Source organism: Lysinibacillus irui, from assembly GCF_028877475.1.
Classification (GTDB): Bacteria; Bacillota; Bacilli; order Bacillales_A; family Planococcaceae; genus Lysinibacillus; species Lysinibacillus irui.
In genome coordinates, this window is record NZ_CP113527.1 from 3,220,653 (window position 1) to 3,238,862 (window position 18,210).

The window sequence follows — 18,210 nt, forward strand, 5'->3', positions numbered from 1 at the left end:
GGAATGACTATTGCTGTAGAATTAATTGTCAATCAACTCAAACAGGTCTTAGTAGAAGATCAAGTGTCAACTAACGAAACGGTACGACAGCTACATGGGAAGGATGAATCTCATCATGCGATGAGCCTACCTGATATCGTTGTTTTTCCCCGCTCCACAGCAGATGTCAGTGCCATCCTAAAAATTGCGCATGCACAATTTGTTCCTGTTGTACCATTCGGTGTTGGCTCTAGCTTGGAAGGCAATGCCATTCCCATTTCACATGGTATTTCTATTGATTTCTCTGAAATGAATGCTATTTTAGAAGTTCGACCAGATGACCTTCTTGTAAAAGTACAGCCTGGTGTCACACGCTCCCAATTAAATAAGGAGTTAAAAAAACATGGTCTTCAATTCACAGTAGATCCAGGTGCAGATGCCACACTGGGTGGTATGGCAGCAACTAATGCTAGTGGTACTACTGCTGTGCGCAACGGTGTCATGCGTGACCAAGTTCGTGATTTAGAAGTTGTACTTGCAGATGGCTCTGTTATCCATACTGGCAATTTGGCGGCAAAGTCCTCTTCTGGTTATCATCTAAACGGTTTATTTGTCGGCTCAGAAGGGACACTTGGCTGCTTTACTGAGTTAACTTTGAAAGTCTATGGTATACCGGAATTTGTAACTGCAGGGCGTGCGGTTTTTGACACAGTAGGAGATGCTGTCAGTGCCGTCACTGCTTTATTGCAGGCAGGTATTGCAATTGGACGAGTGGAATTGGTCGATGAAGCCTCTATTACACAAGCCAACATCTATAATGATACTTCCTTCAACGAAAAACCAACTTTATTTTTAGAATTTCACGGTAATGAAGCAGGTATGCATGCAGATATAGCATTTGCCACTGAAATTTTTGAGGACTTTCATTGTCTATCCGTTGAATTTGAACAAGATACTGCTGCTCGTAATAAACTTTGGGAGGCCCGTCATTCGTTAGCGTATGCGTATATTCATGCATACCCCGGGAAGAAGCTTATGTCAACGGATGTCTGTGTACCGATCTCTATGCTTGCAGAAACCATTTTATATGCACGTGAACAGCTTGATCATGTTGGACTTGCCGGTGGGATTGTAGGCCATGTAGGTGACGGTAATTTCCATGCTCTCTTAATGTTAAACCCAAATGACAAAGAGGAGCAGGCAAAAGCAGACCGCTTCAATGAACAGATCGTTCAATATGCTTTACTTCGAGGCGGTACATGCACAGGTGAACATGGCGTTGGCATTGGCAAAATGAAATATCAAGCCACTGAGCATGGTACCTCTTTAGCAGTCATGAAGAGTATAAAAGCAGCACTCGATCCACATAACATTATGAATCCAGGAAAGATTTTCAACCTATAACTAGCAATAACCCGCTGATTGTCGAATCATCAGCGGGTTGATTGTTTATTCATAGCAAAACGTCAATCTGATCTTTGTTCACAAGTAAAAAAGTAACCTAGCGTCTCCCAGGTTACTTTACTATGTAGCGATGTAGCCATCCATCTTGACAACAAACATCGCGCGCGGTATACATCCCTCTGTCTGCCTACCACAGTATGTTATTCACATGGATACCCTCTGTTGCCCAAGTGAACTCTCTTTATCGTACTTCTCAAACTCATAAGAATGTCCAAATTCTAAGCTAAAATCGATGCTAGCACTGCTTTTTGTGCATGTAATCTATTTTCAGCTTGTTCAAAAATATAAGAATTAGGACCGTCAATAACAGAAGTCGCAACCTCTTCTTCACGATGTGCTGGTAAACAATGCAAGAACATATAATTCGATTTTGCATAGGCAACTAGTTCATCATTAATTTGATAGCCTGCAAAATCTTGTAATCGTTTTGCCGCCTCTTCCTCTTGACCCATTGATGTCCAAACATCCGCATAGACCACATCTGCATTTAATACAGCTTCTACAGGGTCATTTGTGATCATAATTGTACTGCCATTAGCCGCTGCAATTGCCTGTGCTTTTGCGATTACTTCTGCATCACATTCATAACCAACTGGCGTTGCCACTGCGACATTCATCCCTACATGTGCTGAAGCAACAACAAGTGAGTGCGCTACATTGTTGCCATCTCCCACATAGGCAATTTTAAGCCCTTTTAAAATTCCTTTATTCTCTGCAATCGTTTCTAAATCCGCTAATGCTTGACAAGGGTGATAAATATCCGTTAATCCATTGATAACTGGAATGGCAGCATGCTCCGCCAACTCTTTGACCATTGCGTGAGAGTTTGCACGAATCATAATACCATCTAAATAACCTGATAATACATGGGCTGTATCATAAATTGATTCCCCACGACCAATCTGTAAATCGCGAGCATGCATAAACATACTTTTTCCACCTAATTGATTCATGCCAACTTCAAATGAAATACGTGTACGAGTTGAATGTTTTTCAAAAATCATGCCAAGTGTTTTACCTTCTAATAATCTTGGGCATTTCCCTTCTTTTGTAATCATTTTAAGCTGTGTCGCTAATTCAATAAGTTCTTGAACCTCTTGACTAGTATAGTCTAGCAAAGTTAGTAAATCCTTTCCTTTTAAACTAGACACTAACTTTAACTGGACTTCTTCGAGTAATTTCATAGCATTCGCTCCTTATATCGTTGCTGTTGAAATTAGTATAACATGCATAAATATAAAATCAACTGAATTTTTATAATTTATTTCAGTAATTATTCATTCGTCTTCAAATGTGACAAAAATTCGTACTTTTGAATAATTATGCATACAACATAAAAAAGATAGCTAGTTTAAACTAGCTACCCTTCATCTGCTTATTAGTCAAATGTAATTTTATTCACTGCTTCACGGTCTAATTTTTTAATGACTTCTACCATTAATTTAACAGCATTATCATAATCATCACGATGTAGGATACCTGCATGTGAATGGATGTAGCGTGTCGCAATACCGATGGATAGTGCTGGTACACCATTTGCTGTTACATGGATGGAGCCAGCATCTGTACCACCGCCAGCCATCGCTTCAAATTGATATGGAATATTGTGCTCATCTGCTACATCTAATACAAACTCACGTAAGCCACGGTGTGAAACCATTGATGCATCATACACAACGATTTGTGGGCCAGCACCCATTTTACTAGTTGATTCTTTTGCTGTAACTCCTGGAGTATCTCCCGCTACACCTACATCAACTGCAAAGCCAATATCTGGTTGAATTTTATGTGTTGCCGTTTTAGCACCACGAAGCCCAACTTCTTCTTGCACATTTCCTACAGAATAAAGAATATTTGGGTGCTTTTCATTTTGTAACGCTTTCATTACATCAATAGCAATAGCACAACCGATACGATTATCCCAAGCTTTTGCTAATAGATACTTGTCATTCTTCATGACGTTAAATTCAAAGTATGGTGTTACCATATCGCCAGGACGTACGCCCCATTCAAGTACTTCATCCTTAGAAGCAGCACCTACATCAATAAACATATCTTTAATGTCTACCACTTTATTACGCACATCTGCAGGTAAAATATGTGGTGGCTTTGAACCAATAACCCCAATCACTTCGTCACCTTTACGTGTAGTAATTGTTACACGCTGTGCAAGCATAACCTGGCTCCACCAGCCGCCTACTGTTTGGAATTTAATAAAGCCTTTGTCATCGATTTGCGTAACCATGAAACCTACTTCATCTAAATGTCCTGCTACGACAATTTTTGGACCGTTTTCATCGCCCACTTTTTTAGCAATTACACTACCTAAGTTATCTGTTTCTACAGTGTCTGCATATGGTGCAATGTATTTTTTCATGACCTCACGAGGTGCACGTTCATTACCTGCAATACCATTCGCATCTGTTAAATCTTTAAACATTTGTAATGTTGGATCTAGTTGTGTCATCCTTTGGCCTCCTACTTCTTGTATCTTCTTTATTATACTTCGTTTACCGAAATATTCCTAGCTTAATCGTCTGAAAATTGGTGTATTTCTTAATTTTAATAGCCTGAGCGCTGACGATTATAATTTTCTTGATTTTTTTCAATATAAGCACCAACAACATCCTCAAATGTAAATCCAAGATTATACGCTAGTAATCCATAGCATTGCCAAATGGTTAAATAGTGATCCTGAGTAGGTTGTTGAATAAATGTTAAAATAGCACTTTGTGTCTGTAAAAAAGTTTCCGTTAAATTTCTTTGCTCTTCAATTACTGGCCACTTTTCAATGGATGTATAGCCCTTTAATAAGCCAAGGGATAAGATAAAATGGATAGAATCAACATATTCCTCTAAAATGACTTCACGTGCTGATGGTCCTTTAGTACTCCAAAATTTAAAGCAGCGCGTTTCATTGGCAAGCTCAGCAAGCTCTACCATTAATGCCAAGCCCTTTTCTTGAAATACATCTTGTTGAATATTTTGTGTTTGCTCGATAAAATCATCAAGCTCTTTTTGCATAGTAAACAATTGTTGTAAATTCATTTTTTTCTCCTAAATTTCTAAAAAATATTTAAGTAAAAGTGAAACTATTTGACCTCTCTAATCGTATAGGAAAGAATAACCTTTCTTCAAGGGGGAAATTTAAACATGTTGCCGTTACTAATTCGACTTGCTGTAATAGCGCTTATTATCTATGTATTTTATAAAGCGATTCGTTATATAACCGATCCTAAACGCAAACTTGATGAAGCCTATGAAAAAGGCCAATATTATTTTTATGATGACGTTAAAAATGTCCGCAAAAATTTCTTTATTTCTTATAAGGGTGCTCTTTTTGAAGGTGAAAAATACCTGGGTACGACAGAAGATGCCTTCGAGGTTGTCACTATCTTCGTTGGTGCTCGAGATGCCGCAACGTTGCAAGGCTTCACCAAGAGCGACTTTGAATATTTACAGCAAGAAATTTTATTGAACTATCCAAGTGCTAAAATTAATTGGAAGCAGCCCATTGAACAGCTTATGCGGAACACATCCTCTTCATGAGGATGTGTTTTTCTTATTTTCGTTTAAACCCACAATTGTACAACAATAAATAGTTGAATGGCTGCTAGTAGTGGAAACCCAAATGCAAAACTATTGTGGCGTGTTTTGTGGCGGAATAAATACATACCAAGTACACCACCAACTGCCCCTCCTACAATAGCTAATGTAAACAAAGTGCGCTCTGCAATTCGCCATTCATGCTTTTTCGCACGAGATTTGTCCATACCCATTAAAATGAGCAGCACAATTGATAGTATACCCATATAAGCTAATAATGCTTGTCCCATTCTCTACTCCTTATCAAAAAACGTTATACTACTAATCTAACATAAAAAAGACTGATGGAAAAATCCATCAGTCTTTTTGGCACCTGTCGCTACGCTTTCGGTGTAGGAATCTCCTATTTTGCACCTGTCGCTACGCTTTCGGTGCAGAAATAATAATTGACATTGTCAACTATTATTTAGCTACTGCTTTTTTTGCAGCGTCTGCTAATTGAGTGAATGCTGCAGCATCAGTTACAGCAAGGTCAGCTAACATTTTACGGTTAACTTCGATACCTGCAACTTTTAAACCGTGCATTAAACGGCTGTAAGAAAGACCATTCATGCGAGCAGCTGCGTTGATACGAGTGATCCATAATTTACGGAAATCACGTTTTTTCTGACGACGGTCACGGTATGCATATTGACCTGACTTCATTACTGCTTGGTTAGCAACTTTGTATAATGTATGTTTTGAACCATAGTAACCTTTAGCTAATTTTAATACTTTTTTACGACGTTTGCGCGTCACTGTTCCGCCTTTTACGCGTGGCATATGAATTACCTCCTGCTTTTCATTAAAAAATGAATGTTAGTATTTTTTTGTAGTCAATTATTTCATGTAAACAAGTAAAGATTTGATGCGTTTGAAGTCACCAGATGAAACGATGTTTGCTTTACGTAGGTGACGTTTTTGTTTCGTAGATTTGTTTGCGAATAAGTGACTTCCATAAGCACGGTCGTATTTTAATTTACCTGAACCCGTTTTTTTGAAACGTTTCGCAGCTCCACGGTGAGTTTTCATTTTTGGCATGTCGAATTCCTCCTAAACTGTTCGTCTAATATTATTTCTCGTTCTTTGGTTGAAGAACTAAGAACATGCTTCGGCCTTCCATCTTCGGTTTTTGTTCTACCGTTGATACTTCAGCACAAGCTTCAGCAAAACGATCTAACACACGTTGACCAATCTCTTTGTGTGTAATCGCACGACCTTTGAAACGTAGGCTACATTTTACTTTATCGCCTTTTTCAAGGAATTTAATCGCATTACGTAACTTCGTTTGGAAATCATGCTCATCGATAGTTGGGCTCAGACGAACCTCTTTCATTACGATGACCTTTTGATTTTTACGAATTTCACGGTCTTTCTTTTGCTGTTCAAACTTAAATTTACCATAGTCCATGATACGAGCGACTGGCGGCTTGGCTTGAGGGGCCACAAGGACAAGATCCAAGTTTACACGAGCGGCGATTTCTAGCGCTTCATTACGTGTCTTTACACCAAGCTGGTCACCATTGTGATCGATTAATCGAAGTTCACGTGCGCGAATGCCTTCGTTTACATACATGTCTTTGCTAATAGTAATCCACCTCCAAGTAGTTGTCGCGAATACATGGTTTGGGCAAAGCCTTGCCCGGTTGAACGGTACATCCTCTTGTCATGTCCATAAAAAAAGGACGGACATTTTTGAAGATGTCCGCCCGCTATATGTGCATGCGCAAGTTTACGCAAAACAATTCAACGTGTCATACCTGTTCACAGCCTTTAAAGCGTTGTATCAGGTGAGAAGCGGGCAGCCTCTACTTCAACCACAAACTTTGTATTCATTAACCTTAATTATATTAGCATGTATATGATAAGTTGTCAAATGTTTAATTTCTTATCTCTACCATATTGACCTAGAATGAAATATTTTATACAAAAGTAAGATTTATTTTATACAGAAACCCTCACTTATGCAAGCGAGGGTTTCTTGTAAATGCTTATTTAGTAATTTCAGCTTTAATCGTTGCTAGGAAATCTTCAAAGCTAATTGTTTCAGAATCTTTTGAGCCATAACGACGTACATTCACGCCATTTGCCTCAACCTCTTTATCCCCAATGACAAGCATATACGGAATTTTCTTCATTTGCGCTTCACGGATTTTATAGCCTAATTTCTCTTCACGGTCATCCATTTCTACACGTAAACCAGCTGCAGTTAATTGTTCTTCAATTTGTTTTGCATAGTCGAAGTGAGCTTCATTTGATACTGGAATGACTTCCACTTGTACTGGTGCTAACCATGTTGGGAATGCGCCTTTGTACTCTTCAATTAAGAAGGCAACAAAACGTTCCATTGTTGATACTACACCACGGTGAATAACGACTGGACGATGTGGTTTACCATCTTCTCCAACATAAGTTAGGTCAAATCGTTCAGGTAATAAGAAGTCTAATTGAACTGTTGATAAAGTTTCTTCTTTACCAATCGCTGTTTTTACTTGTACGTCAAGTTTTGGTCCATAGAAAGCAGCCTCACCTTCAGCTTCGAAGTAATCTAAGCCAAGCTCATCCATCGCTTCTTTTAACATGCTTTGTGCCTTTTCCCACATTGCATCATCATCAAAGTATTTTTCAGTATCCGCTGGGTCGCGATACGATAGACGGAATGAGTAATCATTTAAATCAAAATCTTTATAAACTTCTAAAATTAATTGTACAACTTTTTGGAACTCCGCCTTAATTTGGTCTGGACGAACAAAAATATGAGCATCGTTTAAAGTCATCCCACGTACACGTTGTAGGCCTGAAACTGCTCCTGACATTTCATAACGGTGCATTGTACCAAGCTCTGCAATACGTAATGGTAGGTTACGATAAGAATGCATGCTGTTTTTGTAAACCATCATATGGTGAGGACAGTTCATCGGACGCATAATTAATGTCTCGTTATCCATTTCCATTGGTGGGAAAATAGAATCCTGATAATGATCCCAGTGACCAGAAGTTTGATAAAGCTCTTTCGAACCTAATACTGGTGTATAAACATGCTTATACCCAAGTGATAATTCTTTATCCACGATATAGCGCTCAATAACACGACGAATTGTTGCACCATTTGGTAACCAAAGTGGTAAACCTTGCCCTACCTTTTGAGAAGTTGTGAACAGGTCTAATTCTTTCCCGATTTTACGGTGATCACGTTCTTTTGCTTCCTCTAACATTTGTAGGTGATGTTTTAATTCTTCTTTTTTGAAGAACGCTGTACCATAAATACGTTGAAGCATTTTATTATCAGAGTTTCCTCTCCAATAAGCACCCGCTAAAGATAAAAGCTTGAATTCACGAAGCTTACCTGTTGATGGTACGTGAATACCACGGCAAAGGTCGAAAAATTCTCCTTGATAATAAATAGACACTTGCTCATCAGCAGGAATAGCTTCTAGTAATTCTAATTTATATTCATCGCCAATTTCTTCATAGATTGCTTGAGCTTCCGCACGACTTACATTTTTGCGTTCTACTTCTAGGTTTTCAGCAATAATTTTTTTCATTTCTTTTTCAATTGCAGGTAGATCTTCAGCAGTAATTGGTGTTGGTGAGTCAATATCATAGTAGAAACCACCTTCAATAACTGGACCAATACCAAGCTTTACATCTGGGAATAGACGTTTGATAGCTTGCGCTGTTAAGTGAGCTGTTGAATGTCTTAAAATCTCAAGAGCTTCCTCATCATCCTGTGTAATGATTGCAATTGTTGCATCCTCTTCAATTGGTGTTTTTAAATCCACTAACACACCGTTAATTTTACCCGCATAAGCCTTTTTACGTAAGCCTGGGCTAATTGATAATGCTACGTCATCAGTTGATGTGCCTTTTGCAAATTCCTTTACAGCGCCATCTGGAAAAGTTAATTTAATCATTTCTGACATATTCTTTGCACTCCTTTAGTTGTGTTAAATTCATAATGATTGATGAGTGAATCCGGCAATCGTTCGAGTATTTCAGCTTAGCTAGAAATTAGGGCACCCTATTTGAGCAGGTCTCAAGTCTTTTGGAGCGGATTTCTCCTCCCTTGGAGCGGTGTGAACTACTTTTGGAGCGGTTCTCCCCCTTCTTGGAGCGGTTGCGACTCCTTTGCAAGCTGTGTGACCACTTTTTTGAGCGGTTCTCTCCTCTCTTGGAGTGGTTACAACTCCTTTGCGAGCGGAGTCTTCAACTTTTCGAACAGCTTCCTTCTCATTCTAGGGTATTCTTCATATGTGCTAGAAAACAAAAAAGCTCCGTCCCTACGAAAGGGACGAAGCGTATGCTCGTGGTTCCACCCTTCTTCCTTCCGACTTATCTAAAGTCAGACGAAGCTCAAGGCTAGCTAACGGGCTAGGGACCGGCGAAAGATTATCCCTTTCGCTGCTCAGTAGGTAGTAAATAATGTGCCGACACTAGGAAGTTTACAGCCGATGACTTCCCTCTCTATAAGCTGATACACAAAATTCATGTCCTCATCAATGCATGTTGATATTAAGTATATGAGTCAGTATACGCTCGATTGTCGAAAAATGCAACTACCAATGTTACATACGACGATTTTTACCTCGCATTTCAATCGGTATAGTCAAGGCTTTAATACGCTCCATAATTCGTCCTGCTTTTACAACTTCAATATCACCCTTTTGTGACTGTGCTAAATGGTGCTCCAATTCATCATAATTAAAATTAGACGTGATAAACGTTGGTAATTGCTCTGCCATACGATAGTGGAAAATGGTTCCTAAAATTTCATCTCGCGTCCACGCCGTCATAGTTTCTGCACCTAAATCATCCAACATTAGGACAGGAGCTTTTTTAATATAATCTATTTTCTCGTTTAATGTATTATCGCCTATAGCATTTTTCATTTCTCGTAAAAACTCTGGGACAAACACAACAACAGAGCGAATTTTAATCGATGCTAGCTCATTAGCTAAAGCACCAAGCACAAAAGATTTCCCAACACCAAATTTACCAAATAAGTAAAACCCTTTGGAGGGTAGTTGACCTGACTCTTTTGTCATTTTTACAAATTGAGCCGCTTTTTGTGCAATCGCGACGCGAGATTCATCATCAATACTTAGATCTTGAATGGTCGCTTGGAGCACATCTTTTGGCATGTGCATGCTTGCAATCATATTCGCAACATCTCGGCGTTCTTCTTCTCGTACCTTTTGCTCACAACGAACATAGTCCATTTCAATAGAATTCCTGACGATTCTTAATGTCGGGAGGAAGCCTTTTAAATAGTTGGTACAGTGTTCGGTATTATCGCAACCACAGCATTCTGTAGATTGACTAATAAATTCATGAAGCTTTGGTAAATTTCGTTCAATATTCTCGTAGTTTAATTCATCTGCATGTTGAGCTAGAAATTCCTGTACTTGTGGATGTTCTAAAATTTCACGTCGCATAGCTTCATAGCGTTCTTGAAACGACGGTACATTTATTGCTCGTTTTAATGGTCCATTTATAGGTTCGATTGTTGCTCACCTTCTTCGCTATTCACTTTTTCCTAGCATTTCCAATATTTTCTGACGTTCTTTTTCAAAGTCTATCGTGCTAGAAGCATCTTCCTCTTGTTTTTCATTACGTTTATAAAACCATTCAGGGACTTTTTCTTCACGTTGATTTCTTGAACGTCCTTTAACCTGTTGACTTGTTTTATTTGCAGTTTGTGGCTTGTTTTTCCAAGCAGTATATTTATCATGCTCTTGGCGTGCAAGCTCCATTGCTTCCTTTGCCGTTTGGACATTTTTACGTACCCAGTGATCAGCAATCGTTTCCACATATTTTTTAGGTAGTTTCATATCTGTCGTTAGCATAACGTATTCTAATAATGCATTGACTACCCCAATTGGCATGCCGTGCTGAACGATTAAATTTTCTGCAAGTTGAACAGACGTTTGTAATGGTTCTTTACCATTATTAATATCACGTAATACTTGAACAGGAGCTGTTGTCTCTAAATAATGTTGGAGCTCCTGATCCTTCGTTTTTTGCCCCACTTCTGCTACTGGTAGAGGTTCGTTTACTCTTGCTAGTTTTGGCGGCTCCTTTGAAACTGTTAATTTATAAAAATCGGCAGCAGCCTTGCGTAAACGTTCTTGGGAAATTCCTAAATCATCGTCCAAAGCAAGAATGACCACTTTTTGCATATCAAGGGCTGTTAAATGATATAAAAATGCCAGTTTCGCTATCGCTTCACGTACTTCTAATGTCAACAAATTGGAAGGTACCAATTGCTCTGACAAACCTGCTTGCAACAAATCAAAATCAAATTGCTCCAAATAAAAAGGATATACTTTTTGCTGTTTATCCTTTTGACTCGTATCCACTTGTAAATCGGATGGGATATTAGAATGAACAGGCTTAAAGACATCAATAAAGGCGCGAGACACATCCTTAAATTCTTTGTCCTTTACAGGTGACATAAAGCGCTGACGTAAGTTTCGATAGGCCTGCTCGCCGATTTTACTAAACAGAAACATCGACAACAACGGATCTTTCATAAAACTATCTGCATCAAGTGGGCGCTGTAGCTCATATAAAAAACTACGCTCCCCCGCATTTTCTTTTTTCCATGTGCGTAGCAAACCGATTGCCTCCAGTGCAATACGGGCCTCAAACACTTTACCAATGGGCAAACCGAGCACATTCATTAAATAATAATGGGTCATTTGCTGTTTTGGCATTTGTTCAGCTTCAGCCCATAACGTTAAATAAAGGCTAATTGGCTCCGAGCCGGTTAATGGTTGATAAAACAATGTAACTAATTGACGCTCCTGTGTAGAAAATGCATGAGGTAGACGAATGTCGAAAGGATCGCCAGGCTGCAATTCCTTATATAAATGAATCAACGTCATTCATCCTCTCTGTTTTCTATGATTTTTTCTCCGTTTGACGTTGAATAATATCTTTAATTTCCTCAATAAAAACATTAATATCCTTAAACTGACGGTAAACCGAGGCAAATCGCACATAGGCTACCTCATCAATTTTAGCTAAGCGATCCATTACCATTTCACCGACGTCTTCTGAGCGTACTTCTGAATTGCCTATACGACGAAGATCTTTTTCAATAGATAGGACAAGTTCCTCCAGTACATCAAGCGCTACTGGGCGTTTCTCACAAGCACGAATAAGTCCACGAAGTACCTTCTCACGGCTAAACTCCTCTCGTGAACCTTCCTTTTTAACTACGACTAATGGTGTCTCTTCAATTTTTTCAAACGTTGTAAAACGGAAGCCACACGACTCACATTCACGACGTCTACGAATTTCTTTATTATCATCTACTGGCCTCGAATCCACAACACGCGTTCCGTTAAATTGGCAAGATGGACATCTCATATAATTACTCTCCTGATTTACAACAATTTAATATTTCTATTATAACAAATTTCCTACATGTAAGAAAAGTGCATTCATGTTTGTGAGCACATGATAAACCTAAAGCACCTAAAGTACAAGAAAATTATTCAAATTTAAGAGGTCTAGAAGGATTGCCATTGTAGCACAAATAACATAACACTTAACCATTTTCGGTATTCCTCTACATAAAAAAAGCACATTGAAATCACTTAGATTTCAATGTGCTCACGATGAAATTTTTATGCGTTTACTGTTTCTAAAGCATTCGCTACTTTTTTCACAAGATCTACTACACGTGCAGAGTAGCCCCATTCATTGTCATACCATGCAAGTACTTTTACTTTACGGCTACCTAATACCATTGTAGAAAGTCCATCAACCGTTGATGAGTAAGTAGTTGTGTTGTAATCAGAAGATACTAATGGTTCAACAGAGAAGTTTAAAATGCCCTTCATCGGACCTTCTGTTGCAGCTTTTACGAATGCAGCATTGACAGCATCAACTGTTACATCCGTATTTAAATCTACTACAAGATCTACTAAAGAAACGTTTGGTGTAGGAACACGCAATGCCATACCATGAATCTTACCTTCTAATTCAGGTAAAACTAATTTTAATGCTTTTGCAGCACCTGTAGATGTTGGAATAATGGATTGTGCGCATCCACGTGCACGACGTAAGTCTTTATGTGGATTGTCTAGGTTCTTTTGGTCATTTGTATAAGCATGAACTGTTGTCATTAAGCCATTCTCAATTCCAAATGTGTCATTCAATACTTTCGCTACTGGAGCTAAGCAGTTCGTTGTACAAGATGCATTTGAAATAACATCATGTTTAGCAATATCAAGTTTGTCATCATTTACACCTAAAACAATTGTTACGTCCTCGTTTTTACCAGGTGCTGTTAAGATAACCTTTTTAGCGCCCGCTTCTAAGTGCATTGCTGCTTTGTCACGTTCATTAAATTTACCTGTAGCTTCAATAACGATATCTACACCCATTTTTGCCCAAGGTAATTTTAATGGATCACGTTCGCTAATAATTTGAACACGTTTACCGTTTACAACTAAAGCATCGCCTGCTGGTTCTACCGTACCTTCAAATGTTCCGTGATTTGTGTCATACTTAATCAAATGTGCTAACGTTTCAGCTGGGTAGCTCGCGTTAATTGCAACGATATTTAAATCCTGTTGTACGATCGCTTGGCGGAAAACCATACGTCCGATACGTCCGAAACCATTAATAGCAATTGATACTGTCATTTATAATATCCTCCTGTGAGTACATACTCAGATTAATTAATTATATACTTTATGGTGATTAGTATAACACAATTTTAAAAAAGATGAACATTATATATTCACAATATAAAAGTTCTTATTTTCTGAAAAATTAATCCTTACTATGTCGTTTCCCCATTAAAAAATGCGCAGCAAACATATTTTGCTACGCATCTTAATGAAACCATTAAATAACATTCCAATAACTGAGGATTTTCCTTAATTGTTCCTCTGTATTTTCTATATTCTCATTATTATAAATAACCGCATCTGCGCCTTTTTCTTTGACAGACATTGGTAGCTGTGAATGCATACGTGCTAAAGCATCTTCTTTTGATAAATTATTACGTTCCATTAAGCGTCGAAGCTGAACTTCTTCACTGACCGATACGACAATGATACGCTCCACAAAATGCTGAAGCTTACTCTCAAATAACAATGGTATATCCATCACAACATGCTGATACCCTGCCTCTAAATAAGCATCACGTTGACGTAGCATTTCTTTTCGGATGGCTGGATGCATAATATCATTTAAAATTTTGCGTTTGGCAGGCTCATGGAAAATAATATCCCCCAGCCTTGTTCGATTTAAATTGCCATCCTCAAGCAAAATAGCTTGTCCGAAGCTTTCAGCAATTAAAGCTAATGTCTCTGTTCCTGGTTCTACGACATCTCGTGCTACAATATCTGCATCAACAATCGGTAACCCTAGTTCGGTCATCATTTTTGCTACTGTACTTTTGCCGCTTGCAATACTTCCTGTTAGTCCGATAATCATCGTTAAATCCCCTTTAATGTTGACAATTTGGGCAATAAACAGAGGTACGTCCACCAATTGTCATTTGACTCGTTACTGTTTCACATACTGGACATATCTTTTTCCCATACATTTTCAGCCGATTCTGCATACTCCCGGCTTCCCCATTAATGTTTCGATAATCAGAAATAGTTGAACCACCCGCTTCAATACTTTGGCGTAGGACAGCAACAATTTCCTCAAATAAAGCTCTTTTACGTTTGTCACTAATGCGATTCATTTTCCGTGCAGGATGAACTTTCTGGGCAAACAATGCTTCCGTAGCATAAATATTGCCACAGCCCGAGATGACTTGCCCATCCATAATAACCTCTTTCACAGCTTTATTTTCATATTTTGGTAATTTAGATTGTGCTATAAAAAATTCACAAGCATGCTCATCGAATGGCTCTGGTGCCATCTTTGTTAGCGGCACATGATCTTCAATCTTTGCCAAAAATCGAAGTTCACCAAAGCGACGAATATCCGAATAAATTAAGTATCCCCCATCTGCCATTTTAAATGTTGCATGGATATGCTTTTGGAATTTTTCCTCATTGATTTCTTCTGGTTCATTCACAACAAACCATGCACCTGTCATGCCTAAATGACTGACAAGCACATATGGCACATCATCCTTCATCAAATGAAAGAATATATATTTCGCTCGTCGTTCAATTTTAGTTATTGTCATGTGCGACAAAGACAATTCAAATGCATCCGGCTCTGCTTGTTTAACGATGCATTGCTTACCCTCACTAAAAGAGAAACGTACCCTTTCAGATAGCTGTACTTGTTGAATTGTCCGTCCTTCAATTTTTGGCTTCAATGCCTGGACGACACCTTCCACCTCTGGTAATTCAGGCATTTGAATCCCTCCTTATTTTGCTTCGTACCATGTAGAGCCATGGTTGAAGTCTACTTTGAGCGGTACGGAAAGCCCAATGGCATTTTCCATTACCTCTGGTACAATTTTTTCTAGCAAAGCAATCTCCTCTTTTGGAGCTTCAAAAATTAATTCATCATGCACTTGTAGAAGTAGTTTTGCCTGCATCTTTTCTTTTTTCAAGCGAGCATCCATATCAATCATTGCTTTTTTAATAATATCAGCGGCACTACCTTGGATCGGTGTATTCATTGCCGTTCTCTCCGCAAAGCTTCTTAAATTAAAATTCGAGCTTGTAATGTCTGGTAAATAGCGACGTCTATTTAAAATGGTTGTGACATACCCATTAAATTTTGCATCTTGTACAATATCATCCATATATTGTTTAACCCCTGGGAAACTTGCGAAATACTTTTCAATAAATATCGCGGCTTCCTTACGCGTTATATCCAAGTTTTGTGATAGTCCATAATCACTGATGCCATAAACAATCCCAAAGTTAACAGCCTTCGCAGCACGCCTCATATTACTATCCACTTCATCCTCTGCTACATGGAATACATCCATAGCAGTTCGCGTATGAACATCCATGCCTTCGCGGAAAGCCTCTACAAGGTTTTTATCTTCTGACATATGTGCCAGCACGCGCAATTCAATTTGCGAATAATCGGCAGAAAATAAAATCCAATCCTCTTTTGAAGGGACAAATGCTTGACGGATTTTGCGTCCTTCTTCCAAACGGATAGGTATATTTTGTAAATTAGGATCTGTAGAACTTAGACGTCCTGTCGCAGTTAAAGCTTGCTGGAAGCGTGTATGCACCTTGCTATCCGATTCATGAATTTCCTTTAGTAAACCTTCGATATATGTGGATTGTAATTTACCAAGCTGTCGATACAATAGGATATGTTCGATGATCGCATGCTCCGACTGTAATTTTTCCAATACATCAGCCGCTGTAGAATAGCCTGTTTTGGTCTTTTTAATCACAGGTAGACCAAGCTTCTCAAATAAAATAACCCCTAATTGTTTAGGTGAATTAATATTAAACTTTTCTCCAGCCTCTGCATATATTTCCTGCTCAATCACTATTAGTTTGTCATTCAGCTCGTGCCCCATTTTTTCTAACGTAGCACGGTTAACTGTAATCCCTTCACTTTCCATCTCGCCCAAAATTCTTGCCAATGGTAATTCTAAGTTTTTATAAAGATCAAATTGTTCATTCTCTTTTAATAACGTTTCTAGCTTCGGCTGTAATGACCACACAGCAAAAGCTTTACGACAAACATGCTGAGCAAGTTGATCAATGTTTGGAATCGCACGCTTAGCTCCTTTGCCATAAACCGTCTCATTTGCTTGGACATCATAGTAGCCTAACTCCCTTGCTAGTGTGGCAACATCATCTCCACTTAGCCCAGGATTATTAATATATGAGGCTAAAAGCAAATCAAAGTCAACGCCTGCTAATTGAATACCTGCTCGCTTTAATGCCGCTTGAGCTGCCTTAGAATCAGACATATATTTTATTTTTGTTGCATCTTCTAACCAGCGACGAAGTTCATCTGATTTTGCTGCAATATCAAACGGGATATATTGTGTCTTAGTACCATCTGATAAAGCGATTCCTAATTGCTGACATGTATGATAATGCTCATTCTCAAGCTCAACATGTACAGCCATCACATCTTTTAAGTCTTCTGGTTTTACTTCTTGCACTAACTCATATTCAAATGGTGCTTGTTCTTCTTCTTGGACTGTAAAATCACTTTTTTCAATGAGTGATTTAAAGCCAAGCTCACGCCAAACACTCATTAATTCTTCTTCGTTTGGCCCGTTATAAACAAGATCAGCAAGTGAAATGGTAATTGGAGCATCTGTATAAATCGTTGCCAGCTTCTTACTCATGATGGCCTGCTCTTCATTAGCTACCAACTTTTCCTTCATTTTGGAGGTCTTCAACGTATCCATTGCCTCATAAAGTGCCTCAACGGAGCCATGCTCTTTTAATAATTTTACTGCTGTTTTTTCACCGACACCTGGTACTCCAGGAATATTATCTGAAGAATCTCCCATTAAGCCTTTCATATCAATAATTTGTAGTGGCGTTAAACCGTACTTTTCTTCAATAAAGGCTGGTGTATTTTTCTCAATTTCCGTAATGCCCTTTTTTGTAATATAGACCGTTACTTGCTCTGTCGCTAACTGAGTTAAATCACGGTCTCCCGATACAATAATCACATCCATATCCTGTGATGATGCCTCTTTAGCGAGAGTTCCTATAATATCATCCGCTTCATATAATTCTTGTTCATATTGCTTAATTCCATAGGCATCAATTAGCTTGCGTAAATAAGGGAATTGCTCTGATAATTCTGGTGGGGTTTTTTGTCGCCCACCTTTATATTCCGTAAACGTTTCATGGCGGAATGTTGTTTTTCCAGCATCAAAAGCGACTAATATTTTTGTTGGCTGTTCTTCCTCTAATATTCGTTGTAGCATTGTTGTAAAGCCGTACACAGCATTGGTATGAATGCCACTATCATTCGTTAACAATGGCAACGCAAAAAACGCGCGATACGCTAAACTATTACCGTCCAATAATAGTAATTTTTCTTTAGTCATGTTTTTATCCTCCTGCGTTGTCTTCTACTTAATTGTAAAACGAAAACGTATGTTTGAAAATGCTTCTCCTTTCTACTTTATCGGGAAAACAACCATTTTGCCAACAATAACAGCATATTTCAAATAAAAAAGCCGATGACAACGGAGGGCCTTATCCTAATGATCGCTTTTGATGCACTATCCAATTTTGCAGCTTTTTG

Annotated in this window: 17 protein-coding genes; 2 read left to right on the forward strand and 15 right to left on the reverse strand. The window is 38.6% G+C overall.

All coding sequences use genetic code 11. From position 1 onward, the window contains the following. Positions 1-3 precede the first annotated feature (3 nt). Entirely contained in the window at positions 4-1,383 is a 1,380-nt protein-coding gene (locus OU989_RS16235; protein ID WP_274794046.1) for an FAD-binding oxidoreductase, read from the forward strand. A 278-nt stretch (positions 1,384-1,661) separates the two neighbouring features. Here the strand turns inward: OU989_RS16235 and argF are convergent, their stop codons facing one another. From argF to OU989_RS16250, 3 genes are all read right to left on the reverse strand, one after another. Then, positions 1,662-2,627, reverse strand: a complete 966-nt coding sequence (gene argF, locus OU989_RS16240) for an ornithine carbamoyltransferase (RefSeq protein WP_274794047.1) — start codon at positions 2,625-2,627, stop codon at positions 1,662-1,664. Between the two features lie 194 nt (positions 2,628-2,821). Beyond that, positions 2,822-3,910 (reverse strand): M42 family metallopeptidase, encoded by a 1,089-nt coding sequence (locus tag OU989_RS16245; protein ID WP_274794048.1) that lies wholly within the window; start codon positions 3,908-3,910, stop codon positions 2,822-2,824. A gap of 95 nt (positions 3,911-4,005) precedes the next feature. Then, positions 4,006-4,491, reverse strand: coding sequence for a dUTP diphosphatase (locus OU989_RS16250; RefSeq protein WP_274794049.1), 486 nt, complete (start codon positions 4,489-4,491; stop codon positions 4,006-4,008). Between the two features lie 105 nt (positions 4,492-4,596). Here OU989_RS16250 and OU989_RS16255 point away from each other — a divergent pair, with 105 nt between their 5' ends. Continuing rightward, positions 4,597-4,992: a sigma-w pathway protein ysdB gene (locus OU989_RS16255; RefSeq protein WP_274794050.1), complete on the forward strand. Its 396-nt coding sequence runs from the start codon at positions 4,597-4,599 to the stop codon at positions 4,990-4,992. Between the two features lie 23 nt (positions 4,993-5,015). On the opposite strand, the gene OU989_RS16260 is transcribed toward OU989_RS16255, so the two are convergent. The 12 genes from OU989_RS16260 to polA form a co-directional block, all read right to left on the reverse strand. Further along, a complete protein-coding gene (locus OU989_RS16260) occupies positions 5,016-5,279 on the reverse strand; it encodes a DUF1294 domain-containing protein (protein WP_274794051.1) in 264 nt (87 codons plus the stop codon). 172 nt (positions 5,280-5,451) lie between these two features. Continuing rightward, positions 5,452-5,811: a 50S ribosomal protein L20 gene (gene rplT, locus OU989_RS16265; protein ID WP_004226314.1), complete on the reverse strand. Its 360-nt coding sequence runs from the start codon at positions 5,809-5,811 to the stop codon at positions 5,452-5,454. 57 nt (positions 5,812-5,868) lie between these two features. Continuing rightward, positions 5,869-6,069: a 50S ribosomal protein L35 gene (gene rpmI / locus OU989_RS16270; RefSeq protein ID WP_004226312.1), complete on the reverse strand. Its 201-nt coding sequence runs from the start codon at positions 6,067-6,069 to the stop codon at positions 5,869-5,871. Positions 6,070-6,100: 31 nt separating this feature from the next. Next, on the reverse strand, positions 6,101-6,604 hold the full coding sequence (gene infC / locus OU989_RS16275; protein WP_016994853.1) for a translation initiation factor IF-3: 504 nt from the start codon (positions 6,602-6,604) through the stop codon (positions 6,101-6,103). 415 nt (positions 6,605-7,019) lie between these two features. After that, positions 7,020-8,951: a threonine--tRNA ligase gene (gene thrS / locus OU989_RS16280; RefSeq protein WP_274794052.1), complete on the reverse strand. Its 1,932-nt coding sequence runs from the start codon at positions 8,949-8,951 to the stop codon at positions 7,020-7,022. Between the two features lie 642 nt (positions 8,952-9,593). After that, positions 9,594-10,523: a primosomal protein DnaI gene (dnaI, locus tag OU989_RS16285; RefSeq protein ID WP_274797364.1), complete on the reverse strand. Its 930-nt coding sequence runs from the start codon at positions 10,521-10,523 to the stop codon at positions 9,594-9,596. A 27-nt stretch (positions 10,524-10,550) separates the two neighbouring features. Beyond that, positions 10,551-11,915, reverse strand: a complete 1,365-nt coding sequence (locus OU989_RS16290) for a replication initiation and membrane attachment family protein (protein ID WP_274794053.1) — start codon at positions 11,913-11,915, stop codon at positions 10,551-10,553. A 16-nt stretch (positions 11,916-11,931) separates the two neighbouring features. Then, positions 11,932-12,402: a transcriptional regulator NrdR gene (gene nrdR / locus OU989_RS16295; RefSeq protein ID WP_004226277.1), complete on the reverse strand. Its 471-nt coding sequence runs from the start codon at positions 12,400-12,402 to the stop codon at positions 11,932-11,934. 260 nt (positions 12,403-12,662) lie between these two features. Further along, positions 12,663-13,685, reverse strand: a complete 1,023-nt coding sequence (locus tag OU989_RS16300; protein ID WP_274794054.1) for a glyceraldehyde-3-phosphate dehydrogenase — start codon at positions 13,683-13,685, stop codon at positions 12,663-12,665. Between the two features lie 205 nt (positions 13,686-13,890). Beyond that, a complete protein-coding gene (gene coaE / locus OU989_RS16305; RefSeq protein ID WP_274794055.1) occupies positions 13,891-14,484 on the reverse strand; it encodes a dephospho-CoA kinase in 594 nt (197 codons plus the stop codon). A gap of 13 nt (positions 14,485-14,497) precedes the next feature. Beyond that, positions 14,498-15,370, reverse strand: coding sequence for a bifunctional DNA-formamidopyrimidine glycosylase/DNA-(apurinic or apyrimidinic site) lyase (mutM, locus tag OU989_RS16310; RefSeq protein ID WP_274794056.1), 873 nt, complete (start codon positions 15,368-15,370; stop codon positions 14,498-14,500). A gap of 12 nt (positions 15,371-15,382) precedes the next feature. Further along, on the reverse strand, positions 15,383-18,010 hold the full coding sequence (gene polA, locus OU989_RS16315; RefSeq protein ID WP_274794057.1) for a DNA polymerase I: 2,628 nt from the start codon (positions 18,008-18,010) through the stop codon (positions 15,383-15,385). Positions 18,011-18,210: the final 200 nt, after the last annotated feature.